Below are 24,479 nucleotides of genomic sequence, written 5' to 3'. Positions count from 1 at the left end.
AGATGTAATCGCCGGTATGCCCATGTCGACGGCACTGCCTGGTTCATGAACCTGGGGTTCTCCGACTCGCCCGAACCGCCGGAGTGTCCGGCCTGAAGCCGGCCCGATGGCTGGCAGGAATGCGTGTATCCACAAGGAGCGATAGCACAATGCGAATGCCACCATTGTTTCTGCTTGCCACGCTGATAGTCATCGACCAGGCAAGCGCCACACCCGCCCCCGCCGATTGGTCTGCGGTCGAGAAGCAAGCTGAAGGGCAAACGGTCTATTGGCATGCCTGGGGCGGTGACCCACGGAGCAATGACTATATCGAGTGGGTCGGCGAACGCCTTGCAGAGAGCCATGGTATCGAACTGGTCCATGTGAAGGTGAATGACGCCAGTAATGTCGTCTCGCGAGTCCTGGCAGAAAAATCCGCAGGCAATACCGAAGACGGTGCAGTAGACCTGATCTGGATCAATGGCGAGAACTTCGCAGCGATGAAAACCAATGACTTGCTGTTCGGTCCATTCGCCGAGCGACTGCCCAACTTCTCGTTGACACGCCCCGACGAACATCCAGAAATGCGCACCGATTTCACCGTGCCGACAGAGGGCTATGAATCCCCCTGGGGACGCGCACAACTGACGTTTTATCACGACAGCCAACGCGTCGACTCACCGCCTCGCAGTCTCGACGCCCTACTCGACTGGGCGCAGCACAATCCGGGCCGGTTCAGTTACCCTCAGGTTCCCAACTTCCTCGGCACGACTTTCCTCAAACAGGCCTTGATTACCTTGGCCGATGACGAGGAAGCACTGTATACGCCTGTCGAGGAAGCCGATTTTGATGCCATTACTGCCCCTCTTTGGGACTATCTCGACGACCTGCACCCCCATCTATGGCGCGAAGGACGCCGGTTTCCCGACAGCGGCAGCGCCATGCAACGGTTGATGGGCGATGGTGAATTGGCATTGGCGTTCACTTTCAATCCTTCAGCGCCCGCAGCCGCCGTCGCCGACAACCAACTCCCCCCCAGCACTCGCAGTTACCAACTCGACGGCGGTACGCTGGGCAACGTGCACTTCGTTGCCATTCCCTTCAATGCCTCCCATAAGGCCGGTGCCATGGTAACGGCCAACTTCCTGTTGTCTCCTGAAGCCCAGGCCCACAAGCAGGACATTTCGGTCTGGGGCGATCCCACGGTACTGGATACCGATGCGCTCGGTGACGACGCGAAGGGCGCTTTTGACGACAGCCAGGACATACCGGGGAGCCTGTCATCCGACCAGTCGGCAAACATCCTGGCCGAGCCCCACCCCAGCTGGGTCGATCGCCTGGAAGAAGCATGGCAGGCACGTTACGGCAACCGATAGCCTGATAAACGCGATTGCATGGGTCATTTTCGTCGCAGCCGTCTTTTCCTGATGGCGGTTCGTTTCGCCCCCTGGCTGGCCATGGCGCTGTTGATCGTTCCGGTGGCCGGTGGGCTGGCCGGAGTGATCGGCCCCGCCTTCGGCTGGCTTCCGGCTCTCGATGGTCACACCGTGAGTCTGACGCCCTGGCAGGCCCTCTGGCGCCAGCCCGGTCTGGTCGACATGATAAGCTTGAGCCTGGTCACGGCACTGGCCAGCACGTTGGGTGCACTCATTCTGGTCATACTGCTGCTCGGCGCCCTGCTCGAGACACGAGCCTTCCGCGCGATACAACGGTTGCTTTCACCGCTGCTGGCCGTTCCTCATGCGGCTGCAGCCATCGGTATCGGCTTCCTGCTTACGCCATCCGGACTGGCCAACCGTGCCATGTCCCCCTGGTTGACAGGATGGAGCTACCCTCCCGACTACCTGTTTCCAGGCGATCCATGGGGGGCCAGCCTGATACTGGGATTGGTCGCCAAGGAAATGCCGTTTCTGCTACTGATGAGTCTGGCTGCCCTCCCGCAATGCCAGGCGCAGTCGCATCACCGATTGGCTCGAATGCTGGGTTATGCGCCACTCACTGCCTTCCTCAAGGGGGTGTTGCCCAACCTGTATCCACTGATTCGTTTGCCGATCTACGCCGTTATTGCCTTCGCCAGCGCCACTGTCGATGTAGCCATGATCCTGGGGCCTTCCAATCCACCCACGCTGGCCGTCTCGGTGATCCGCTGGCTCAACGATCCCGATCTGGACCGGCGCTTCATGGCCTCCGCCGCCGCCCTGACACAACTGGGTGTCACCGTATTGGCCTTACTGTTCTGGTGGCTGGGGGAGCGTCTGGTCGTCAAACTCATGTCGCAGACACTAACCAGTGGGCGGCGCAACCATGGCGATCGTCTCATTGGTGGACTAGCCACTGGCCTGACCTGGTTCATATTGGGGTTACTCGGCATGAGTCTGTTGGGGTTGATGCTCTGGACCTTGGCCGGTTACTGGCCGTTCCCGGAAGCCTGGCCATGGCCGTTGACGATCGGTAATTGGATGGAAGCCGCCGATACAGCCTGGCACTCCGTGATCCAGACAGCCGTGATTGGTCTGGCGTCGACGGCCATCGCCATGACTCTTGCCATCGGTTCGCTGGAATCGGAAATCCAGTACCATCGACGTATGCGACGACGCACTCAACTGATCCTCTATCTTCCCCTGCTGGTGCCGCCCGTCGCGTTTCTCTTCGGGCTGGTACAGCTCCAGGCCCAGTTGCATATCGCTCCCGGGTGGTTCGCAGTCATTCTGGGACACACGCTGTTCGTGTTGCCGTATGTCTTTCTCTCGCTCTCGGAAAGCTACCGTCGTCTTGATTCACGCTGGGCCCAGGTCGCCGCCACCCTGCAGGCCTCGCCCGGCGAGGTGTTCCGACGAATCAGACTGCCGTTACTGACACTGCCGTTGCTGACGGCTGCCGCCGTCGGTTTCGCCGTCAGTGTGGGGCAATACTTGCCCACCCTGTTGCTGGGGGCAGGGCGCATTACCACCCTGACGACCGAGGCAGTCAGCCTCGCCGGCGGCGGGGATCGCCGGTTGACTGCCGTCTACGCGTTATTGCAACTGACATTGCCGGCGATCGGTTTTTCCCTGGCAATCGGGTTACCCAAACTGCTGCTACGCAACCGTCGTGGCCTTCAACCCGCATGAGACTTGCGATGCCTGGAAATGATTCCGACAACATCCTGCATCTGGATGCCATCGATATTCGCTTGCAGGAAACACCGCTCGTGGCCATCGATACCCGCATCGAGCCAGGCGAAATCCTGACCGTCATGGGTCCCTCCGGAGTCGGCAAGTCGACGCTGCTGGCCTTTATTGCCGGTTTTCTCGACCCCGCTTTCTCGGCCAGAGGAAACGTATGGCTGCAAGGCCGGGAGCTGACCCGCTTGCCCGCTGAGCAACGTCGACTGGGACTCCTGTTCCAGGACCCATTGCTGTTTCCACACCTGAGTGTCGGCGGCAATCTGGCCTTCGGCCTTCGTGACGGCAACTCGCGACGTGAACGTCACGCGCAGATAGACAGGGCGTTAGCAGACATCGGCCTGCCCGGCTACGCCGACAGAGACCCGGCGACGCTCTCCGGTGGCCAACGTTCCCGTGTCGCCCTGATGCGTGTTCTGCTCTCGCGCCCACACGCCATGTTGCTCGACGAACCCTTCTCCAAGCTGGACATGACATTGCGCGAAGAAATGCGCAGTCTGGTCTTCTCGCGCATTCATCAGGAGAACCTGCCGACACTGATGGTCACGCACGACGAAGCGGACGCCGAGGCGGCAGGGGGGCGTGTATTTCGACTCCTGCCCCCTACCTAGCCATCAGCCCAATCGCTCGGCCAGTTCGACCAGGTCGGAAACGATCAAATCCGGTTCACCACCCCAGGTATCGAAGGGCGCTTCGGCACTGCGGCGAATCCAGGCCGCTCGGAGCCCGGCATGCTTGGCCCCGATGACATCGAACGGGTTGCTTGAAATCAGCCAGGTGTCACGAGCGGCTGACTCCAATCGGGTTCGGAGATAGGCATAGACGGCGGGATCCGGCTTGAATCGCTTGATTTCGTCGACGCTGACGATGTCATCGACATAGGAGAGAATACCGGCCTGCTCCAGGAGGCCGCTGACTGCCTGACGAGTCCCGTTGGAAAACGCCACACAAGTCATCTTGCCACGATGCAACTGGTCGAATGCCTCGACCACATCGGCGAAGGCCGGCAATCTGGCATACGCCGACATCAAGTGTTCCTTGTGCGTCTCACTGAGATCGGCGCCCAAGGCCCGATCCGTGAACTCGAGGGCTTCACGGGTACATTGGGCGAAATCGACATAATCCCCCATCAGACCGCGCCGGAAGGCATACTCCAGTTGCTTGTCACGCCAGCGTTGCGAAAAAAACATGGCCTTGTCGGGCAGTAGCGACTCCAGTTCCGCCACCACGCCATGCGTATCGATCAAGGTGCCATAGACATCGAAGGCCAGTACCTTTGCCATTGTTGCCTCCATCCTTCCATTGACGCTTCAAGGATAGCTTGGTTCAGGCGGTGTCGCGTCTCAAATCGTCAGGGTCACCGGACACTCACTCGGTGACCAGGAGTGACAGGGCATAATTGGCAATGGCGGTATCCTGAACGCCGGTACCTGTCAGATCACAGACCGTGATGGTCGACGGCGACAATCGCAGGTTCAAGCCGGCATCGATGACCTGCCCCAACTCGAACACCTTGAAAGGCGGTTGCCGATCGGCAAATGCCTTGAGTTCGCCATTATGCTCACTCTGCGCCCGGGTATCACAAACGAAGGCATCGGCACGAATCATGACCTCTTCATCGAGTTCCCGCTTGTCGGGGCTGTCCGATCCCATGGCGGTGACATGCACGCCTTCAGGTAGGTCCGTCGCCGTCAGGATCGGTTCCCGCGCCGGTGTCGTGGTCACGATGATGTCCGCCTGGGCACACGCTTCACGAACAGAGTCATGGACCTGAACCTCCAGCCCTTGCTGGCGCATCGTCTCTGCATAGGCGTCTGCGGCGTCGGTACGGCGCGCCCAGACATCCACGTGCGTGATATCGCGCACCAGACGCAAGGCACGCACTTGCCAGTCCGCCTGCTCGCCGGCCCCCAACACGGCCACCCGCTTGCTGTCCTCGCGAGCCAGGTGCTTCGATGCCAGCGCTCCCGCCAGCGCGGTACGCACCGTGGTCAGATACCCTTCGTCGAAGAGGACGGCGTCGACCAGGCCGGTTTCGGCCGAAAACGCCATCATCAACCCATTGAGACTCGGCAGACCTCGTTGGGGATTATCGAATGCACCGGTACTGACCTTGATGGCGAACCGCTTCCAACCTCGGATATGGGCGGTCTTGACATCGACTTCACTGTTGAACTCATCCATCGCCATGGACAGGATCGGCGGCTGTACCACCTCGCCGCGGCCCAGAGAGGCGAAGGCTTCTTCCACAGTGGCTAGCGCAGCATCATCCAATGTCACGGCAGATTCGATCGCATCGCGTTGATAGAGTTGCATGACAACCTCCAGACGGATGACGGAAGAAATAAGGCCGGATAAACGGTCAGCGTCCCGCCAACCGGCGCGCCTGATCGAATGTCTCCAACCCAATGCCATTGCCCGAGAGAATCAATGCCACCTTGCGACCTTCAATCGCCAGGCCATGCTCCTCGATAGCCGCCAACCCTACGGCAGCAGCACCCTCGACAAGCATCTTGTCGGTCTCGAGTATATCCACCATGGCATTGGCTATGGCCGCTTCCGAGACTTGGTAGTGAGCATCCATCACCTCGCGGACCAAGGCAAAAGTGCAGCGGTTGTCCAGCCCGATACCGCCTCCCAGCGAGTCGCCCAGACTCTCGATTTCCTCGACCTCGACCGGACACCCGGCGCACAGGCTTTCCCACATGGCGGCTCCCTGCGACAGGCTGACCCCGGTGAGCTGGATATCGGGACGAATCGCCTTGACTGCGGCACCGATACCACCCAGCAAGCCGCCTCCCGAGAGTCCGACGATGACACTGTCCAGGTCGGGCTGATCTTCCAGGAGCTCGAGCCCGATGGTGCCCTGACCTGCCGCAATCAAGGGATCATCGAAGGGCGGAATGAGCGTCATGCCTTCCTCGGTCACCAATCGGTCGACTTCCCTGAACGCCTCGTCCTGACTCTGGCCGACACGCCGTACCGTGGCTCCCAGCGCCTCGATAGCAACCACCTTATTGATGGAAACCAACGATGACAGACAGATAGTGGCCGGAACACCAAGGCGTGACGCCGCATAGGCGACGGCCCGACCATGATTACCGGTCGATGCGGTCGTCACTCCCCGGGCCAGCGCATCATGACCGTGCCGCTCGATCAGCGCGGCAATCATGTTGGTCGCCCCCCGCAGTTTGAAGGCACCGGTGGGTTGGCTGGTTTCCAGCTTGAGGAAAATATCGGCAGCAAACCGATCGGATAGCATCGGCGAACGTATCAGAGGCGTACGTGCCACCTGCCTTGCGATCCGCTTGCGGGCCTCATAGATCGAGGCCAGGGACACACCATGCGCCGGTTGAAACATGCGAAACGCTTCCTCCTTGCACAATGTGACTGTCTCGCCCGGGCGGTAGCGTCTGGGCCACGACAGCCACCGCCCTGGCTGGAATCATGCCGTAAGGGTGCCGGCATTGGCCAACTCATCGGTGACCCTGTCCACCGCCCGACGTGTCCGTGCCACGATGTCATCAACCTCATCTCGAGTCGCAGTCAGGGGCGGCGCAAAGCCGAGGATATCACCCTGGGGCATGGCCCGGGCAATCAGGTTCTCGTCGAGGGCGGCCGCCGCGATTCGTGGTCCTACCTTGATCTTGGGATCGAAAGGTTCACGCCGCGACGCATCGGGCACGAATTCGAGTGCCGCCAGCATCCCCACACCACGCACTTCGCCCACGATGGGATGCTCGGCAAAAGCGGTGCGCAGTTGCTGTTGCAGGTACGCTCCCGTTTCCGCCGCGTTGCGGGTCAGTCCTTCCTGCTCGATGATCGCCAGATTGGCCAGACCGGCGGCACAGCCCAGTGCATGCCCCGAGTAGGTCCAACCGTGACCGATGGGTCCATGCTCACTGGTTCCCTTTTCCAGCACGTCCCAGACACGATCGCCGACAATCACGGCGGACAGCGGTTGATAGGCGCTGGTCAAGCCTTTGGCGACGGTGATCAAATCCGGTTTGATACCATAATAGTGGCTACCGAAATCGGCCCCGATCCGCCCGAACCCACAGACGACTTCGTCGGCGATCAACAGCACGTCGTATTTGGCCAGCACCTCTTGAATCGCTGCCCAATAGCCTTCAGGCGGTGGCACGATACCCCCGGTGCCCAGGACCGGCTCGCCGATAAATGCGGCCACCGTTTCCGGTCCCTCGGCCAGGATCATTGCTTCGAGCTGCTCGGCACAATACCGGGAAAATTCACGCTCACTCATGCCTTCCTGTTCAGGGCCGCGGTGATAGTAATAGGGTGCCTCGGTGTGACGGATGGTCTCGATCGGCAGATCGAACTGGTCATGGAACGCTCGCAGCCCCGTCAAGGACCCCGAAGCGATACCGGATCCGTGATATCCCCGCATCCGCGAAATGACCTTCTTCTTCTGCGGACGACCCAGGACGTTGTTGTAATAGCGCACGAGCTTGAGTTGCGTCTCGTTGGCATCGCTACCGGACATCCCGTAGTAGACCTTGGACATGCCTGGCCCGGCGAGCTCGAGAATTTTCTCTGACAACGCGATCTGTGGCTCGTTAGCGTGACCGACATAGGTATGATAATAGGAAAGCTCCAGGGCCTGCTGATAGATCGCTTCGGCCACCTCGGTACGACCATAACCGATGTTGACGCAATACAGCCCGGCGAAGGCGTCGATGAATTCGCGCCCGTCCTTGTCGACGATATTGATCCCCTTGCCGCCGGTAATCACACGCCCCGCCGCCTCGCCATGGGCATAGTCCCTGAGGTGGGTGGACGCATGAAAAGTGACCTTACGGTCGCGATCGGTCAAGTCCTTGTGCAAACTCATGTCGTTCTCCTGAATGCCCCCGACTCTCGTGCCGGGGTGGTTTTCCTGAATGCTGTACGCCCGTTGTATTTCGGCGGTAGCCCCTTCTTCGGCAAGCAAGCGAGCTCTGACCAGACACGGCGGACCTTGATAAGAAAAGCAGAGTTTACGCGTTGCAAATGCGCATTTTCGCATCAAGGTCCAACGCCGTATGGCCGCAACACAGCTAGCTTCCGGATACAGAGCCCAGGCCGCCCAAGCAGTAATACTTCGTCTCCAGATACTCATCGATGCCGGTCACGCCCCCTTCACGTCCCAGGCCGGACTGCTTGACGCCACCGAACGGCACGGGTGGACCGGTCATCTTGACGGAGTTGATCGAGACCATGCCGTACTCCAACGCACGCAGCATCTTCCAGATGCGGCGGATATCATGGGTGTAGACGTAAGCTGCCAGGCCGTACTCGGTATCGTTGGCCATGGCAATGACCTGGTCGTCATCCGAGTAGGCCGTCACCCCCGCCACCGGCGCGAAATTCTCTTCGTTCCACACCTGCATGTTGCGAGTCACCCCGGTCAGTAGTACCGGCATGAAGTAGTTGGGGCCCGGCGCCTGCGTCTGATCACCAGCCACCAGGGTCGCCCCCCGGGAAATGGCGTCGTCGACGATCGACGCCGCTTTTTCCACGGCCTGACCATGAATGAGCGGCCCCAGATCCACTTCGCTATCCATGCCGTTGCCCACGGTCAGTGCCGACATGCGCTCGACGAAGTGCTCGACGAAATCGTCATGAATCGACTCATGAACCAGAATGCGATTGGCTGCCAGGCAATCCTGTCCTGCCGTCTGGAACTTGGCCGCCACGGCGGCATAGGCCGCTTCCTTGGGGTCCATATCGGGCCCGACGATGAAAGGCGCATTGCCACCGAGTTCCAGCGACACACGTTTGACCGTATGGGCGCTCTGTTCCAATAGCAGGCGACCCACCCGGGTGGAACCGGTAAAGGATAGCGCCTTGACTCGCTCTTCATCACATAGCAACCGGGACACTTCCGCCGGCTCGCCCAACACGACATTGAAGACACCGGCGGGAATTCCGGCACGCTCGGCCAGTTCGGCTAGCGCCAGTGCCGAAAATGGCGTTTCCCCGGCAGGCTTGACGATGACCGGACAGCCGGCCGCCATGGCGGCGGCAGCCTTGCGGGTAATCATCGCCAGGGGGAAGTTCCATGGTGTGATCAGAGCGGCGATACCCACGGGCTCTTTCAAGGTACCCAATGCGGCATTGGGAATATGACTGGGAATGGTATCGCCATAAGTGCGCTTGCCTTCTTCAGCGAACCAGCGCACGAAACTGGCGCCGTACTCCACTTCACCGCGCGAATCGGGCAGCGGTTTGCCTTGTTCCAAGGTCATGATCGTGGCCAGATCCTCGCGATTGGCCTGCAACAAATCGTACCAGGCCAGCAGACGTTCGCAGCGCTCATCGGCACGCAACGCACGCCACTGCACGAATGCCTCATCAGCGGCATCGACGGCGCCATGCAATTGCTCGGCTTCCAGCCAAGGGATGTGGCCCAATGCCTCGCCGGTGGCGGGATTGATCACGGCTTCCTCGCGGCCGCCATTGCCATGAGTCCACTTACCGTCGACGTAGGCATGCTGCCGGAATAGACGCGGATCGCTGAGTTTCATAAGTCACCTCCCCTGAGCCGTCCGCTCGACGATCGCGAGGGACGAAAAAACGGTCCGAGCGGTATCGCACCGCTGGATAGACACAGGATAACGGGGAAGTGAACGCAAGTGTTTTTGTTAGCCAGCGGGTGACGTTACGGTTTTTTTTGTCTTACCCGCGGGAAAGGCAAAAGTTTCTGCATTGATCACATGATTCGTCATGCATGCGTGTCTTCGCCATGTAACACAGATTCGTGGAACACCAGCAGCCCCAGCTCAGGGCGGTAGCCATGAATTTCCTTGACGTCGAGGGCTTGCAGGAAATACAGGATCTCCTCGCTAATGACCTGCCCCGGCACCAGCACCGGGAACCCCGGCGGATAAGGAATCACGAAGCTTGCCGAGACCACATCGCGCCCGGACCGCATCTGCCGTTGCAATTCGCCATTATCGAAACGCAGATATTCCGTATTGTCGTCGTCATAACTGAGGAAATAGGCCTCGCGAATATCGCCTTCCGGTGTCTTGTCCTCCACGTTTGGACGAAACGCTGCGTGAAACCGGCTGAAATCAGGCAGTGGTGGCAAATCTTGCGTCAACGAGTGAACTCGATGTTCGATGATCTTTCGCTCGGGTCGGCTACTATCCTCCCAACGACGATCGAACTCCTTGGCCAGCTTGATCAGGACATCCAGCAGGTAAGCGATCGATCCACGCGTCGTACCGATATTGGTCATAAACAGTACGGTATTGCGTGACGTCTTGTTGATCTGGATACCGAACTTGTTCATCAGGTATTCGTTCTTGAAGGCGTCGCCGTCGATCCCGGTCTGACCGATGGCAATCGTCACCCGGGTCGGATCGACGACGAACTCGTCCTGTGCCCAGGCTTCCTCCATCTTGTGCCAGCCACTGACCGGATCGTAATAGGTCTCCACGCCCGATTGACGGTACTCCAGTGGCACCATGTCACTGTTCTTGAGTACCTGGAAATATTTCTTCAGTAACGGATTGGTGTACAGTTGCTCACGCAACGACAATGCCGTTTCGACCTGAGCGTGAACCAGCTCGAAGCCCTCCATCTCTGCCTGCATGCGGCCCACATCCAACGACGCAACGATCTGGTAGTTGGGCGACGTCGAGGTATGCGTCATGTAGGCTTCATGAAACGGTGCCTCGACCTTCTGTCGGAAATCCTGATCATAGACATGAATCATCGACCCCTGCCGTAATGAGGTCAGGGTCTTGTGCGTGGAATGCGTCGCATAGGTACGCACACGCACCTGATCGGGATCCGGCAATAGTCGCCGGTCCAGCCAGGTCGCATCGTCATCCGGATCGAGAGCTTCGAACTCGGCCTTCCAGTCGTCGTACTCTTCCCGATAGGCTTCGCTACGGTAACGTTCACTCAGACTACGAGCCGCATGCATGGCGGTGCGTGGACGGTAGGTGGGGTTGAACGTGGCAAAAGCGAACCATGCTTCATCCCACAGAAAGACCAGATCGGGCTTGATCGCCAGGCACTCTTCCATCACCCGGCGTACGTTATAGACCACACCGTCGAACGTACAGTTGGTCAATAACAGCATCTTGACCTTAGCGAGTTTGCCGGCGCGCTTGTAGGCCAGCAGGGTCTGCTTGATCTCCCGCAGCGGTACACCACCGTACATCGAGTAATCATTGAGCGGATAGGAATCCAGATAGGAAACATGCGCACCGGCCAGTACCATGCCGTAGTGGTGGGATTTATGGCAGTCACGGTCGATCAACACGATATCACGCGGCTTGACCAATGCCTGAACGACGATCTTGTTGGCTGTCGACGTGCCGTTGGTGACGAAGAAACTCTGTCGTGCGCCGAACGCACGGGCAGCATACTCTTGCGCCTTCTTGATCGGTCCGTAAGGTTGCAGCAACGAATCCAACCCGCCGGATGTGGCCGACGTCTCGGCCAGGAAAATATTGATGCCATAGAAGTCGATCATGTGCCCAGCCCAGTGGGAACGCGTCACCGACTTGCCTCGTGAGATCGGCATGGCATGAAAGACACCGGTCGGTTTGCGGCTATATTCGCGCAGGGCATCGAAGAATGGCGTCCGATAGCGATCGTCGATAGCGCGCAAAATGGTATGGTGCTGCTCGATGTAATCGGTCTCGCGGTAAAAGATGCGATTGAAATGGCGAATGTCCTGGCTAGCGGTGGCTTCGACATCTCCGCTCGTCACCAGAAACTGGTCGATCTCCGGACGAATCTCGCGAATCATCGAGCTCAGCAGCAGACTACGCTCGGCTTCGGACTTGGATTCCAGCTCGACTTCCGACAACCCCTCCAGATAGTTACGCAACGCACTGAGGTTGTATTTCGACTTGTAGGGAAATTCGTAGCGGATCAGGCACGACTGAATATTGGGATTGACCAGAATCGCGATCAGCGCATCTTCGAAACTCCGTACCGTGACCACGTCGTAAACGAATCTGTCTTCAGGGCGACGCAGATTGTGAAAGGCTTCCCGAACGACTTCCTCTTCCTGCTGTGACATCGCATCGACGATGAGCAGCTCGAAATAGGGCTGCGCCGAACTGTTCGATGCAGGATGCCCTCGCCGCAATTGTGCCAAGGCATCCATGGCCTCGAGGTCTTCGGCATCCGTATCGGTTTCACTGAGATCGACATGGCGACGACGATAGGATTCGCTGATCAGGGCGCGCACCAAGCGTTTGACGACCTTCTCGAGTAGGGCGTATTCCTCGCGATTGAATAACGTCCACAGATGACGAAAGTCCTCCTTGGACGGGAAGGCATGATAATCCTCGATGATTTCCAGACGCGTCAGCTTGACGTCAACGGCCTTGATCAGATTTCTCGCCCGACTATCGTCCCGGCTAAGCTTGGCCAAACGCCCAAGGTCCCGGTTCAAGGCATTCCAGGTATCCGACCTGAGCTGCGAAATCTTGTGATAAAACCCCAGTGCCGTATACGGCGTATCCGTTCCCGTCATCTCGCTCATGATGTCACCTGCTATGCCGATAGGCCCTTGGGTAAGGCCGATATCACATTACCGCACCGCGATCTACCCCGTGCTCGCGAGCGACGAGTCAAAAACTTCTTGTCACTTCGTCGCCACGGAGCGTTGCACGTACTGAACTTCCAACGAGGTCTCCTCAAAATGGTCGAACGACAGCGATAGCGACTTGCCGGGCCAGTGATAGACGGCACACCTGTCATTGGCGTAATAGGCGGCGGTATAGATCGTCCCCAACCCATGGCGATAATCGCTGCGAAACAAGGGTGGCACGAAGAAGGCTGACAATAACCGCGTCGGGGTGGTCGATTCATCACCCACCAGGATCGACAGCTGGCGCTCACGAATCAGCGTCTCCGAGGCCAAGGCATGGGCATACCATTCGATCCGCTTCTGATGATTGGTGGCGACCGGAACACGACGAATCGTCACCGATCGATCGGGAGCCACCATCGCCGTCACATACCGCCCCTCGGCATCGACCAGGGTAATGTTGTACGCCATATGGCTGGGGACTCGACGTAACACCTCGATTGCCTCAGGCGTCGTATCGCAGCATTCGAGGATATAGCGCAGGATGATCGGTGCACCGAAGCCATCGCCTACTTGCCTGCGGCCGCCGAACGCCAGCGAAATCGACAGTCCGGCCTCGTTGATACCATCCAACACGCCCCATAGACAGTCGATCATGGCAATCACGCCACGTCCATTCCAGCGGCTGTAAAGAATCGTGCCCTCGCACAGTTCCGGTGGGTAATCGTAGTTGCGCACCAGCATGTTGTTGTCCGGGTTGGACAAGACCGCTTGTGAACAGCCGGTGATATAGGCCGGTGGCCGATACAGGCTCAACAACCGTGAGACCAGATCGCCACCGCCCGCCAGCTCGCATAGTCGCTCGTAGGTGGGCACCAATTCCGGCATGTGCCGTTGCAAGGCGTTATAGCAAGCCAGATAACCAGGCCGTTCACGCTCGGTTTCCGACAGATACCATTGCTCATAGGCAGGCCAATGCAGTGCGCAAAGGTCACGCCACTTTTGACCTGGCTGAGGTTCATGCACCGTCTGAAACAGCAAGCGCTTATGCATACTTTCGGCCTCGTCAGGCCACTCATCCTGAAGCTGGGGGAGCTCGCTCCCTCTCATGGCGTCATCACTCACAGAATCTTGAAATTCGCGCCACCGATGGCATGGCTGACCGCCACCTCCTCGACGACCGGATCCTGTACTGCCTGTCCCGCAAATTGGCCACGTATCGCATCTATCCAGGCCTTGGCACGTTCAGTCAGTTGAAAATCATCGTCCATCAGTCGCCCTCGCGTGATCAGAATACCCAGATCCGCGCCTTCGTAGCGGAAATCCCCTACGCCACTGATGCGCAGGAAAAACGCTTCCCGCTCACTTTCGGCAGCATGCGGATGATAATTGAAATGGTCATACTCGATACGGCCATCTTCGTGCATTTTCCACACGCCGGACTGCGGAGCTTGGGTCAACAGGTCGATGGACTCGTCCGTGGACTTGATGACAAGTTGGCTCCAGCTATCAATGCTGTCAGGGTGCGCCCAGCGATCATTGATTTCCTCGATGTCGATATCGAAATCCTGCCCCGAAAACTCCAGCAGATGAAACAGGAACAGCGGCACATCAGCGTGGGCAAAGGCAGCCACATTGGTCAGTGAACTGGCGCCCGTGACCCGGGGATTCAACTCACCGAGATATACCTCATTGGAATCCATGTCGATCAGGAAATCGAGTTCGAAGTAGCCATGATAACCTTCTTCACGCAACGCTTCGCCGAACTTGAAGGTGTATTCGCGTGCCTTATCGCGGACTTCCTGGGAAAAGGCGCCAGCAAACATTTCATTGCCACACCAGCCCCCCTTGTAAGGCGTCAATGACTTGAAGCCCACCAGCTCGGTCATCAGAGGACCGACCACGGTACCACAACGCGTCGTACATGCTTCGATGGCAGAGCCACGACAGTTGATGCGCTTCATGATCTTGACTTCGGGCTCTGCCTCGATCTCTTCGGCATACTTGTAGTAGTCATTCTCGCTGGCGATGAAGAATGTCGTATGTCCTGAATCGCCGAATGCCGTCTGCACCACCAAGTCGTCACCCAGTGATTTGCTGGCCTCGAGCAGCTCCTGATAACTCCCTACCTTGGCCAGCACATTGGGCACGCTCGGTACCCCGACGTTATTGCCAATACGTACGGTTTCTATTTTGTTATCCATCCGTTGGCGAAGCACCGCCGGTGGAAAGGCCACTTTCAATCCCAATTGTCGACAGATGTCCTCGGTATGTTCGTCGAACATCAGAAATGCAACGGTTCCGTTGTCACCACGTGATTTCAAGTAATCGATGACTTCCTTGTGTTCAAGCAGGTAATTATTGATGTCTTCGATGCTTTCAAAATCGCGAGGAAATTTTTCTCTGGGCACGAAAACGTTGCGTAGGCGGCCGTCAAAGCAGTCGATGTAGTTGATATGGCGAAAATTTCCGACCCAATCTCCGATCCCCAACAAATTGAAATTGGTCGCCGAGATGAAATAAATGGGGTCCTTGTTGTTATGAAAGAAACGACGGATATCGGCAACACTGGTAATTGTCTTATTCATCGCCTGTCCTCCTCGATTGTGCCTTGCCCCAGCAGCGTCGGACTGTGCCGTCTCCGCCGCTGTCTTTCGCTGCTCATGCGCCGGCATCAGCCAAGCGTGACATCGCTGTATCATGTCTTGTACCCACGCTGCTACGGACATGCTCGCTCCTCGGGAAACATCGGACGCTCCAGGACACCAGCCTCCGGACATGGAGGCGCCCACGGGCTCGCGCACGCTAGCCGAACGATACGTCTTCCTAAGGCGCATCACTCGTCGACGTACCTTCCGACGGCAGGGTGTCGCGTCGCACGGGTTTACCCAGCGGACCCAGCGTATCCAGGAATGTCATCGCGGCGTTGTCTCCCCGGTACAGAGAAAAATCCACCTGCCGATCGCGAAAGCTCTTCAGCGGCTGTCCCAACCCCCGGAGGCCACGCTCTCGTTCGTGCCGAACGCGCTGAAGATCGATCTCGAGAGGAATGACTTCCTCACCGATCCCGGATTGATGAAGGACGTCACCCGACGGCCCGACGACGATCGACCGACCGTTCCCCATCAACCCGGCGCCATTGATATCGAAGAAATAGCACTGATTGATCGCCGCATTGGTCCGCGCGATGGAGAGTTCGATGTCGCGATCGATGGTATCGGTCATCGTTGGATGAAGGATCACTTCGGCCCCCATTGCAGCGAGTGTCCGCGTCGTTTCGGGAAACCACATGTCATAACAGATCGACACACCGAAACGGCCGATATGAGGCACATCGAACACGACGAACTCCTCGCCGCCGTCGACTCCCTCTTCATAGGGACGAAACGGAAACATCTTGCGGTAACGGGTAACGACTTCGCCCAGGGGATTCACCACGGAAAGCGTGTTATAGATCCGCTCTCCGCTTTGCTCGAACCAGGAGCCCGGAATCAGCCAGATACCGTGCTTACGAGCCAGTTGGCAGAATGCCGTCTCCGTATCGCTAGGCATCGGCTGGGCCTGGTGGGTGGACGATCCATGCGCCAGCAACTCACTGAACACGACCATCTGGACATGGGGGAACCGCGCCATCAACATATCGACACGATGATGCATGGCTTGCGTATTGTCACTGTGATGCAAGGCATGCATCTGCACGCCGGCAATAGTGAAGTAGGACATCGTATCTCTCTCGGTTTGGCGATTGTCTCGTTTCATGATTTCTCCCTTCCTGTGCATAACAGGAAGGTCGTTCTCCGGCAATATCGCCAATAATCCTGACTCTGCCTATCAAGCTTATGCCAGTTTTCTGGGTGGGGGTATCAACGGTGGAGACTTGACGAACGTGAAGGCCAAGGGGCTGCCAACCTTACCGTCGGTAATGTTATTAAGTATCTAGTTGAATTGGCGGGCTTTCGTGTTTGACCGTCTTGGTCACGATATAGGTGAAATAGCGTTCAATGCCGATATCGGATACCAGCCAGGCGTCAATCAAACGTTGATAGGCATCGATCGAGTCGGCTTCGACCTTGATCAGATAATCGACACCGCCTCCCACAGCCACGCATTCCGTCACTTCAGGCGTTTCGTTGACCACGCCTTCAAATCGCCGAAAACTGTCGGCGTTGTGTTGCTTCAATTCGATCTGCACCCAGACCGGTGTCCGCTTGACCACCATGGCCGGGTTGATTCTGGCACTGTATCCTTCGATGATACCGGCTTTTTCGAGACGCCTGACACGCTCCCAACACGGGCTGACCGAAAGATTGATGGCTTCGGCGAGCTTCGATTTGGTGATCCGGCCATCCCTGGCCAGAATGTCGAGAATCTTGATGTCATAACGATCGAGCTTCATTGATCTCCATCCAGCGACTCCACCACTTCGGCGATCACGGCAATAGTATCTCCCATGTTGACCAGTGATGGGAAACGCCGGGCAACCAGCAAGCCATCCCGTTCAGCACGATAGATAACAGGGGAAGCCCCGGTACGGGTCATGTCATAGATCCGAGCGATCGCATCGCCTTGCCGCACTCTGTCACCCAAACCCAGCGTCAGTTCCAACAAACCGGTGTGCTCACTCTGCACGTAGCAGCTGGCATCCGGCATATCGACATAGACCTGCGGCTCATCGGGCAATTCGATCTCGCCGTCAAGCAGACCATAGTGAATCAAGCAGTTGCTGATACCACGCTCGGTTATGGCCATGCGTTCCGGTGTCGTGGATCCACCACCGCCGAGTTCGGTGGCGATGAAAATCTTGCCTTGCGACTCGACCGCCGTATCGAATAACCGCGCCGCATCGAGTTCGAACATTTTCATGGCATAAGGTGCACCGAACGCCTTGGCTCCCTCCAGCGCCTGACGTTGCTGATCCTTGTCGGGTAACACGTGCGCAGCACCAAAGGGTAGGATATCCAGCGTGCGGCCGCCGGAATGAAGATCCACGACGATATCGCTCATCGGCACCATGACGCGCGTGAAGTAATCGGCGATCTGCTCGGTCACACCACCGTCGGGGTCGCCGGGAAAGCTGCGGTTGAGGTTACCGTCATCCATTGGCGACGTCCGCGTTCCCGCCATCGCTGCAGGGGTATTCATCATCGGCACGATGATGACCCGCCCATGCACTCGCTCTGGCGTCAGGGTATTGGCAAGCTTCAGTAGCGCCGTGATGCCTTCGTACTCATCGCCATGATTCCCGCCTGTCAACAGGGCAGTCGGCCCGCTCCCGTTTTTCACTACCGTCACGGGGATCATCACCGCTCCCCAAGCCGACTCATTGGTCGAGATGGGCAACTTGAGAAAGCCGTGCTGAATACCCTCGGCATCGAAATCGACGGTCGCGGAGATCGGGCTGGGTCGCTTGCTCATACGAGAATTCCTTGTCTGGGTACGTGGCTCACTTCACGAACAACTGGCGTGGAAAATCGGCCAGCGTCTCGGCGCCGGTGTCAGTGATCAGAATGCTTTCGGTTATCTCCAGGCCCCAATCATCCATCCACATCCCCGGCATGAAATGAAAGGTCATGCCAGGCTCGAGAATGGTTTCATCCGAGGGGCGCAGGCTCATGGTCCTTTCGCCCCAATCCGGTGGATAGCTGATACCAATGGGATAACCGCAACGGGCACCGCCCCGGTCAAAGCCGTACTTGTCCATGGCGGCTCCGAGTGCCATGGCGATATCGGCACAGCGGTTACCCGGCTTGGCTACGGCGAGCCCGTTGTCGATCCCTTCAAGCAATGCCGATTCCCCGCGCACGAAATCGCGCGGCGGCTTGCCGAGGAAAACGGTTCGCGACAGTGGCGCATGATAGCGTTTGTAGCAGCCCGCAATCTCGAAAAAGGTCCCCTCTCCCTCACGAAAAGGGGTATCATCCCAGGTCAGGTGAGGTGCCGCCGCATCACTACCGGTCGGCAACAGAGGCACGATGGCCGGATAGTCACCGCCATAGACGGTTCCATCCGGCGCCGTCCACCCCTCGATACCGACACGATAGATCTCGGAAACCAGCTTGCTCTTGGCCAACCCCGGTTCGATCATCTCGAGTATCCGCTCGTGCATTCCCTCGACGATACGTGCGGCCGTGCGCATGTAACTGATTTCCTGAGGCGACTTGATCGCACGGCACCAATTGACCAGCGAATTGACATCCTGAAAACGGGCGTGAGGCAATTCCTTCACCAGGCTCAGGTAAGCCTTGGCCGAGAAATAGTAGTTGTCCATTTCCATGCCCACGACACCCCGATGCCAGCCACGATCAGGCATGATCGTCTGGGCGAGATATTCCATGGGATGCATGTCCGGATTCTGTACATAGTAATCCGGATAATAGGTGATGTTGTCAGGATCCATCCAACAGGTACGCAGCGCGCCATTACTGTCCTGGCGACGGCCGTACCATACGGGTTCGCCCTCCAGGCCAACCAGCACGCACTGGTGAACATAGAACGACCAGCCATCATAGCCGGTCAACCAGGCCATATTGGATGGATCGCAAATGACCAGCACATCGACGCCCTGATTGGCCATTTCCGCACGCACCTTCCAAAGGCGCCGAGCATACTCATCACGAGTGAAGGGCAGGGTTACCTGGAACATGAGCCACTCGCCGTCACGATGATCATCAAAACCGGCCCACACCGATGAGGGAGTGGGCCGAGCCGCCTGTCCTATTCACCCCTCGGGGTGACGGTTTGAAAACGTGGCGTTATGAATGTCATGATTTACTATAAATGTCATCATGACAATTGCCAGTCAATGTCTTAATACTGATACTAGCATTGACGCCAAGCCAGCCGTCAAAGGCTTTATTGAATCATGACAATCGATCTGACTCCCTACCTTTCAGAGGCCGGCCCCAAGTACCTGTCCATTGCTCGGGCCTTGTCCGAAGCCATTCGACAAGGCGACTTGGCGCCAGGCACGCGACTTCCGACACATCGCCAACTCGCCGACAGCCTGGGAGTCAGTGTGCAAACCATCTCACGCGCCTATGCACAGGCCGAAAAGATGGGGTTGGTGCAGGCACGCGTGGGCAGTGGCACCTGGATCAATGCGCTCGATGACAGGCGTGAGTCGGAGTACCTCCGTGGTCAGGAACCACGCTGGGAAAGCCCGCTCATCGACATGTCGATTGCCCATCCTGTCTGTCCGCCACTTCACCACATGCGCTTTCGGGAGGCATTGGCGCAACTTGCCGAACAGGCCAGCCCGGAAGCCATCGCCGCCTGTCGGCCCATCGCCGGTCTGTTGCATCAGCGTGAACGGGCCAGCGAATGGCTCGAAACGCGCTTCAAGGTACCCGGCGACGCCGACGATCGGGTACTTTGCAATGGCGCGGCTCATGGCTTGATGCTGGCCATCGCGACCGTCGTGCAGCATGGCGACACGGTGTTGACCGAAGCTCTCACCGATCACGGCCTCATCGCCCTGTCACGCACGCTTGGCTTTCAGCTCCGCGGCGTCACGATCGATGACGAGGGAGTGGTTCCCGACGCCCTGGATGCCGCCTGCCGACGCTTTCGTCCGCGTGCCATCTGCCTCACCCCGACGCAGCTCAACCCGACGGGCGCGACCATGAGCGAAGCGCGTCGCGATGCCGTGGCCGACGTGCTGGCCCGACACGGCACCTGGCTGATCGAGGACGATGTGCATGCGCTGCTCGAACCGCCCGGTCTGACCCCGCTGACATCGCGACTGACGCGACAGAGTTTCCATATCACCAGCCTGACCAAGTCGACCCTGCCGGGTCTGCGTGCCGGTTATCTCACCGTGCCCCGTGGCCAACTGCACCACACGTTACCGCGGCTGCGCGCCACCAGTTGGATGGCTACCCCGTTGGTTTTCGAGATTGCGGACCTATGGCTGGCCGATGGCACGATCGAAGAACTGTCTTCCCAGCAGCGCGAACTGCTTGAAGAGCGCCAGACACTAGCGACCCGATTGCTGGGACACCATCCACTGATGGCTCGCCCCAGCAGTCTGCATGTATGGTTGTCGTTGCCACCGGCATGGCGAGCCGAGGAGTTGCAGCAACAAGCCGAACAAGAGGGCCTCTCGATCACGACGGCCGCTCCCTTCATGGTCGAGCACTCTCCGGCACCACGGCGCATCCGCCTGAGTCTCGGTGCCGAGCAGGACATCCATCGCCTGGAAACCGGGCTGGAGCGTTTGACCAGCTTGCTTGACGAAGCGCCACCGCCGATGATGCAAATCGTTTATTGAGAGACATTCGTGCATCCCGCAGACGACGAGGAAGTCAGCAACATGAAAATCCTGATACACATCGACGACGTCGCCCAATGGCGGGATGCGCTCGCCCGACGCCTGCCCGAGGTCGAGGTCGTGACCAGCGAAGCGCCGGCTGCCGAACGCCGGGGAGCCGACTACCTTGCCGTATGGAAACCCAGCGCCGAACTGCTACAAGAGCAGGAACATCTCAAGGGCATCGTCAACCTGGGCGCCGGAGTCGATGCGTTGTTGAATAATCCCGGCCTGCCGAAAGATGTCCCGATCGTCAAGTTACGCGATGCCGGCATGGGAGAATTGATCGCCGACTATACTCGTTATGGCGTGCTCCATTATCAGCGCGATTTCGATCGCTACTTGCGACAGGAAGCTGCCACCGAATGGCGCGAAATCACGGTGGTCGATAAAACCGAGTGGCCCGTCGGTATTCTGGGGCTCGGTGCGATCGGTCAGCATGTCGCCCAATCCCTGGCCGCTGATGGCTATCCCGTGCATGGTTGGAGCCGTTCCCCAAAGTCACTCGAGAACGTCACCTGTCATCACGGCGAGGCGGGGCTCTGGGACCTGCTGCACCAAGTGCGCACACTGGTGTTGTTACTGCCCGATACACCTGCCACCCGACACATCATCAACACCGATACGCTACAAGCATTGCCGGATGGAGCCTCACTGATCAATCCCGGCCGCGGTACACTGATCGATGAATCGGCACTACTGGACGCGCTTGGCCCCGGTGAACGGGAAGGTCGGCTGCGGGGGGCCCTGTTGGATGCGTTCCCCAATGAACCCCTAGCCACCGAGAGTCCGTTGTGGACGCATCCGCGTATCCGAATCACGCCACATATGGCCGGCCCTACCCCCATGGATGCCGCCCTCGACCAGGTCGTCGAGACACTGCAAGCCTGGGAAGCCGGGGAATCGGTTACTACGGTGGACCCCCAAGCGGGCTATTGAGTATATCGATAGCCATCCCCCCTACACAGCGACATTGCTCGGGCATACTCTGGGAAGTGAGCATTTACGGTATGTCTGCAGGAGGTGCGTCATGTCTCAACCGATAGAAACCTATGGTGCAGGCGATGTCCTGTTGGTCGTCGACATGCAGAACGACTTCTGTGAAGGCGGCGCCCTGGCTGTCGCCGGAGGACATGCACTCGTTCCCGGTATCAATGCGGAAATCAAGGCCGCCCGCGAGGCCGGCGCACTGGTCGTGGCCTCACGCGACTGGCATCCCATCGGCCATGTCAGTTTCAGCGATCAAGGGGGCCCCTGGCCGGTACACTGCGTACAGGATACTTATGGGGCAGCGTACCATCCCGATCTGGCACTCTCCGAGGACACCATTCGCGTGAGCAAAGGGACGGCGTTCGATCGCGATGCGTATTCAGCATTCGACGACACCGGACTCGCCGCTTACCTGCGTGGCCGAGGGGCCAAGCGCATTGTCATCTGCGGCCTGGCACTCGATGTCTGTGTTCGTGCCACCGCCAAGGATGCCGTGAATGCCGGCTTCCCGACCCGACTGCTGGCCCGTCTGAGCGAGGCTGTCGATCCCCAGCAACGCCGGCACTGCCATGCCGAACTCTCATCCGCTGGTTGCGAGGTCGTGGAATGACGCCCTTTACTCCTGTTGCCGTCGCCGATGACGACCTGGCGCTGCTGACCGACCTCTATGAACTCACGATGCTGCAGGCGTATTGGCATCAAGGCATGCATGAGCGCTCGGTCTTCAGTCTGTATTTCCGTAACCTGCCATCCAGCCGACGCTTCATGCTCGCCTGCGGTCAACAGTACGCTGCCGAATTGGCAACCCGATTGCATTTTTCAGCGTCGGCGATCGAACGGCTGGCCGGTACGGGACTGTTCCAGGATGCGTTCCTTGATTGGCTATCGAATTACCGCTTTCGTGGCGATATCTGGACACTGCCGGAAGGCACGCCGGTCTTTCCCAATGAGCCACTGATGGAAGTCGAAGCATCGATCGCCGAAGCGCAATTGCTGGAAAGCCTGATAATGAACCAGGTGCAACTCGAAACGGTGCTGGCGTCCAAGGCCGTTCGTCTGGTGAGGGCTGCAGAGGGACGCCCGGTCGTCGACTTCGGCATGCGACGCATGCACGGAACCGATGCCGCCGTCCGCGGCGTACGCGCCTATCGCACAGCGGGCATAGCAGGCACCAGCAACGTGCTGGGTGGCCTGCGATACGATCTGCCGCTGAGGGGGACCATGGCACATAGCTATGTACTGGCCCATGATGACGAGCGGGAAGCCTTCCAACGCTTCGCCGAACTCTACCCCGGCACCACGCTGCTGGTGGATACCCACGATACGCTCGATGGCGTACGCAAGGTCATTGCACTGAAGAACGAATGTCCCGCCCTCGAGATCGGCGCTATTCGACTCGATTCCGGAGACCTCGGTGACCTCGCTCGCCGATCACGCGCCTTGCTGGATGAAGCCGGATATCCGCACATCCGGATTGTCGCCAGCAGTGGACTGGATGAGTACCAGATCCAGACATTGGTCCAACAGGGAGCGCCAATCGATATCTTCGGTGTCGGCACCGAAATGGGTGCCTCGACCGACGCGCCCGTACTCGACCTTTCCTACAAACTGGTCGAATATGCCGGCAAGCCGCGTGTCAAACATTCACCGGGGAAAGTCAACCTGCCCGGACGCAAACAGGTCTATCGTCACTGTGACGCAGACGGCGAAGTCACCGGCGATATCATCGCTCGACGGGAAGAGTCGATCACGGCGGCGACGCCTTTACTGGTGCGCACCGTCGTCAAGGGCGAAGTCGAGCCGGCTCTCATCCCCACGTTGGATCAGGCCCGCGATCATGCCTCCCATTCGGTCGCCCGTCTCCCCGCAGCGATTCGCTCACTGACAGCCGGAGAAGACGGTCGCGACACGAGCTACCCAGTGACACTCAGTCAGGCATTACAACAGTTGCAGCAGGACGAATGCTCATGAGCGACGCCGAGACGATTGCACTTCGACAAGCCATGGATCCCGATTGGCCAGCACTGTGGCAGATCATCGAACCGATCTTTCGTGCCGGCGAAACCTACGCGCTTGACCCCGATATCCAGGAGTCAACAGCCCGCCATCTCTGGCTCGAGGCACCCAGTGCCACCTTCATTGCTGAAAGCGAACATGGCGATGCCCTGGGTACGTACTATATCAAGCCTAATCAGGGCGGTGGTGGTGCGCATGTCTGCAACTGCGGTTACATCGTCTCGCCGCAGGCACAGGGAATGGGCGTTGCCACTCGCATGTGTTTGCATTCCCAGGATGAAGCCAGGCAACTGGGTTTCCATGCCATGCAGTACAATCTCGTCGTCGCCAGCAATGAAGGCGCTGTCCGGTTATGGCAGAAGTTGGGGTTCCCCATTGTGGGTACGCTCCCCGACGCCTTCCGCCATCCACGGTTTGGGCTTGTCGATGCACACGTCATGTACAAGCGCCTGTGACATGG

The 24,479-nt window shown here is 58.5% G+C and carries 20 protein-coding genes; 8 read left to right on the top strand and 12 right to left on the bottom strand.

The annotated features are described in order from the left end of the window. Positions 1–149 precede the first annotated feature (149 nt). Genes FVV99_RS05415 through FVV99_RS05405 form a run of 3 tightly spaced genes read left to right on the top strand, consistent with a single transcriptional unit; the run spans position 150 to position 3,754 of the window. The gene (locus FVV99_RS05415; protein ID WP_148253007.1) at positions 150–1,355 is read left to right on the top strand and encodes an ABC transporter substrate-binding protein; all 1,206 of its coding nucleotides are present in this window, start codon (positions 150–152) and stop codon (positions 1,353–1,355) included. Between the two features lie 18 nt (positions 1,356–1,373). Beyond that, positions 1,374–3,089, top strand: a complete 1,716-nt coding sequence (locus FVV99_RS05410; protein ID WP_236645306.1) for an ABC transporter permease — start codon at positions 1,374–1,376, stop codon at positions 3,087–3,089. An 8-nt stretch (positions 3,090–3,097) separates the two neighbouring features. Beyond that, complete coding sequence (locus FVV99_RS05405; RefSeq protein WP_148253006.1) at positions 3,098–3,754, top strand: ATP-binding cassette domain-containing protein; 657 nt, start codon at positions 3,098–3,100, stop codon at positions 3,752–3,754. A gap of 3 nt (positions 3,755–3,757) precedes the next feature. Here FVV99_RS05405 and FVV99_RS05400 read toward each other — a convergent pair whose 3' ends face one another. From FVV99_RS05400 to doeA, 12 genes are all read right to left on the bottom strand, one after another. Continuing rightward, positions 3,758–4,426 (bottom strand): haloacid dehalogenase type II, encoded by a 669-nt coding sequence (locus tag FVV99_RS05400; RefSeq protein ID WP_148253005.1) that lies wholly within the window; start codon positions 4,424–4,426, stop codon positions 3,758–3,760. An 85-nt stretch (positions 4,427–4,511) separates the two neighbouring features. After that, the gene (locus tag FVV99_RS05395) at positions 4,512–5,459 is read right to left on the bottom strand and encodes a cyclodeaminase (RefSeq protein WP_148253004.1); all 948 of its coding nucleotides are present in this window, start codon (positions 5,457–5,459) and stop codon (positions 4,512–4,514) included. 46 nt (positions 5,460–5,505) lie between these two features. Next, a complete protein-coding gene (gene eutB, locus FVV99_RS05390) occupies positions 5,506–6,504 on the bottom strand; it encodes a hydroxyectoine utilization dehydratase EutB (protein WP_148253003.1) in 999 nt (332 codons plus the stop codon). Positions 6,505–6,588: 84 nt separating this feature from the next. Then, positions 6,589–7,995: an aminotransferase gene (locus FVV99_RS05385; RefSeq protein ID WP_148253002.1), complete on the bottom strand. Its 1,407-nt coding sequence runs from the start codon at positions 7,993–7,995 to the stop codon at positions 6,589–6,591. Positions 7,996–8,200: 205 nt separating this feature from the next. After that, complete coding sequence (locus tag FVV99_RS05380; protein ID WP_148253001.1) at positions 8,201–9,670, bottom strand: NAD-dependent succinate-semialdehyde dehydrogenase; 1,470 nt, start codon at positions 9,668–9,670, stop codon at positions 8,201–8,203. A gap of 197 nt (positions 9,671–9,867) precedes the next feature. After that, a complete protein-coding gene (locus FVV99_RS05375) occupies positions 9,868–12,657 on the bottom strand; it encodes an aminotransferase class I/II-fold pyridoxal phosphate-dependent enzyme (RefSeq protein ID WP_148253000.1) in 2,790 nt (929 codons plus the stop codon). A gap of 102 nt (positions 12,658–12,759) precedes the next feature. After that, entirely contained in the window at positions 12,760–13,758 is a 999-nt protein-coding gene (locus tag FVV99_RS05370; protein ID WP_148252999.1) for a C45 family autoproteolytic acyltransferase/hydolase, read from the bottom strand. Positions 13,759–13,826: 68 nt separating this feature from the next. Next, entirely contained in the window at positions 13,827–15,293 is a 1,467-nt protein-coding gene (locus tag FVV99_RS05365; protein ID WP_148252998.1) for a biotin carboxylase, read from the bottom strand. 238 nt (positions 15,294–15,531) lie between these two features. Then, positions 15,532–16,464 (bottom strand): carbon-nitrogen hydrolase family protein, encoded by a 933-nt coding sequence (locus FVV99_RS05360; RefSeq protein ID WP_236645305.1) that lies wholly within the window; start codon positions 16,462–16,464, stop codon positions 15,532–15,534. Positions 16,465–16,633: 169 nt separating this feature from the next. Then, complete coding sequence (locus tag FVV99_RS05355) at positions 16,634–17,101, bottom strand: Lrp/AsnC family transcriptional regulator (protein WP_148252997.1); 468 nt, start codon at positions 17,099–17,101, stop codon at positions 16,634–16,636. Next, positions 17,098–18,120, bottom strand: a complete 1,023-nt coding sequence (gene doeB, locus FVV99_RS05350) for a N(2)-acetyl-L-2,4-diaminobutanoate deacetylase DoeB (RefSeq protein ID WP_148252996.1) — start codon at positions 18,118–18,120, stop codon at positions 17,098–17,100. The genes FVV99_RS05355 and doeB overlap by 4 nt, the downstream gene beginning before the upstream one ends. Positions 18,121–18,148: 28 nt before the next feature. Further along, positions 18,149–19,348 carry an ectoine hydrolase DoeA gene (doeA, locus tag FVV99_RS05345; RefSeq protein WP_148252995.1) on the bottom strand — a complete coding sequence of 400 codons (1,200 nt, stop codon included), beginning with the start codon at positions 19,346–19,348 and terminating at the stop codon, positions 18,149–18,151. 219 nt (positions 19,349–19,567) lie between these two features. On the opposite strand from doeA, the gene ehuR reads away from it, so the two are divergent. The 5 genes from ehuR (at position 19,568) to FVV99_RS05320 (ending at position 24,474) form a co-directional block, all read left to right on the top strand. Beyond that, the gene (ehuR, locus tag FVV99_RS05340) at positions 19,568–20,974 is read left to right on the top strand and encodes a MocR-like ectoine utilization transcription factor EhuR (protein WP_148252994.1); all 1,407 of its coding nucleotides are present in this window, start codon (positions 19,568–19,570) and stop codon (positions 20,972–20,974) included. A 42-nt stretch (positions 20,975–21,016) separates the two neighbouring features. Then, on the top strand, positions 21,017–21,952 hold the full coding sequence (locus FVV99_RS05335) for a 2-hydroxyacid dehydrogenase (protein WP_148252993.1): 936 nt from the start codon (positions 21,017–21,019) through the stop codon (positions 21,950–21,952). 91 nt (positions 21,953–22,043) lie between these two features. Next, entirely contained in the window at positions 22,044–22,613 is a 570-nt protein-coding gene (locus tag FVV99_RS05330; RefSeq protein ID WP_148252992.1) for a nicotinamidase, read from the top strand. Beyond that, positions 22,610–23,974 carry a nicotinate phosphoribosyltransferase gene (locus FVV99_RS05325; RefSeq protein WP_148252991.1) on the top strand — a complete coding sequence of 455 codons (1,365 nt, stop codon included), beginning with the start codon at positions 22,610–22,612 and terminating at the stop codon, positions 23,972–23,974. Before FVV99_RS05330 ends, FVV99_RS05325 begins: the two co-directional genes overlap by 4 nt. Next, positions 23,971–24,474 carry a GNAT family N-acetyltransferase gene (locus FVV99_RS05320; RefSeq protein WP_148252990.1) on the top strand — a complete coding sequence of 168 codons (504 nt, stop codon included), beginning with the start codon at positions 23,971–23,973 and terminating at the stop codon, positions 24,472–24,474. Before FVV99_RS05325 ends, FVV99_RS05320 begins: the two co-directional genes overlap by 4 nt. The last annotated feature ends 5 nt before the right edge of the window (positions 24,475–24,479 follow it).

Source organism: Aidingimonas lacisalsi (assembly GCF_008079445.1).
Taxonomy (GTDB): domain Bacteria; phylum Pseudomonadota; class Gammaproteobacteria; order Pseudomonadales; family Halomonadaceae; genus Aidingimonas; species Aidingimonas lacisalsi.
The sequence above is the reverse complement of the archived record's forward strand: the minus strand, read 5'-3'. Positions and strand labels throughout refer to the sequence as shown.

What these genes read in the sequence shown, in the direction of transcription:
- FVV99_RS05385 (WP_148253002.1), bottom strand. Translation starts at nt 7,995, where the DNA reads ATGAGTTTGCACAAGGACTTGACCGATCGCGACCGTAAGGTCACTTTT.
- FVV99_RS05375 (WP_148253000.1), bottom strand. Translation starts at nt 12,657, where the DNA reads ATGAGCGAGATGACGGGAACGGATACGCCGTATACGGCACTGGGGTTT.
- FVV99_RS05320 (WP_148252990.1), top strand. Translation starts at nt 23,971, where the DNA reads ATGAGCGACGCCGAGACGATTGCACTTCGACAAGCCATGGATCCCGAT.
- FVV99_RS05335 (WP_148252993.1), top strand. Translation starts at nt 21,017, where the DNA reads ATGAAAATCCTGATACACATCGACGACGTCGCCCAATGGCGGGATGCG.
- FVV99_RS05325 (WP_148252991.1), top strand. Translation starts at nt 22,610, where the DNA reads ATGACGCCCTTTACTCCTGTTGCCGTCGCCGATGACGACCTGGCGCTG.
- FVV99_RS05355 (WP_148252997.1), bottom strand. Translation starts at nt 17,101, where the DNA reads ATGAAGCTCGATCGTTATGACATCAAGATTCTCGACATTCTGGCCAGG.
- FVV99_RS05330 (WP_148252992.1), top strand. Translation starts at nt 22,044, where the DNA reads ATGTCTCAACCGATAGAAACCTATGGTGCAGGCGATGTCCTGTTGGTC.
- FVV99_RS05405 (WP_148253006.1), top strand. Translation starts at nt 3,098, where the DNA reads ATGCCTGGAAATGATTCCGACAACATCCTGCATCTGGATGCCATCGAT.
- FVV99_RS05380 (WP_148253001.1), bottom strand. Translation starts at nt 9,670, where the DNA reads ATGAAACTCAGCGATCCGCGTCTATTCCGGCAGCATGCCTACGTCGAC.
- ehuR (WP_148252994.1), top strand. Translation starts at nt 19,568, where the DNA reads ATGACAATCGATCTGACTCCCTACCTTTCAGAGGCCGGCCCCAAGTAC.
- FVV99_RS05370 (WP_148252999.1), bottom strand. Translation starts at nt 13,758, where the DNA reads ATGCATAAGCGCTTGCTGTTTCAGACGGTGCATGAACCTCAGCCAGGT.
- doeA (WP_148252995.1), bottom strand. Translation starts at nt 19,348, where the DNA reads ATGTTCCAGGTAACCCTGCCCTTCACTCGTGATGAGTATGCTCGGCGC.
- doeB (WP_148252996.1), bottom strand. Translation starts at nt 18,120, where the DNA reads ATGAGCAAGCGACCCAGCCCGATCTCCGCGACCGTCGATTTCGATGCC.
- FVV99_RS05400 (WP_148253005.1), bottom strand. Translation starts at nt 4,426, where the DNA reads ATGGCAAAGGTACTGGCCTTCGATGTCTATGGCACCTTGATCGATACG.
- FVV99_RS05365 (WP_148252998.1), bottom strand. Translation starts at nt 15,293, where the DNA reads ATGAATAAGACAATTACCAGTGTTGCCGATATCCGTCGTTTCTTTCAT.
- eutB (WP_148253003.1), bottom strand. Translation starts at nt 6,504, where the DNA reads ATGTTTCAACCGGCGCATGGTGTGTCCCTGGCCTCGATCTATGAGGCC.
- FVV99_RS05415 (WP_148253007.1), top strand. Translation starts at nt 150, where the DNA reads ATGCGAATGCCACCATTGTTTCTGCTTGCCACGCTGATAGTCATCGAC.
- FVV99_RS05395 (WP_148253004.1), bottom strand. Translation starts at nt 5,459, where the DNA reads ATGCAACTCTATCAACGCGATGCGATCGAATCTGCCGTGACATTGGAT.
- FVV99_RS05360 (WP_236645305.1), bottom strand. Translation starts at nt 16,464, where the DNA reads ATGAAACGAGACAATCGCCAAACCGAGAGAGATACGATGTCCTACTTC.
- FVV99_RS05410 (WP_236645306.1), top strand. Translation starts at nt 1,374, where the DNA reads ATGGGTCATTTTCGTCGCAGCCGTCTTTTCCTGATGGCGGTTCGTTTC.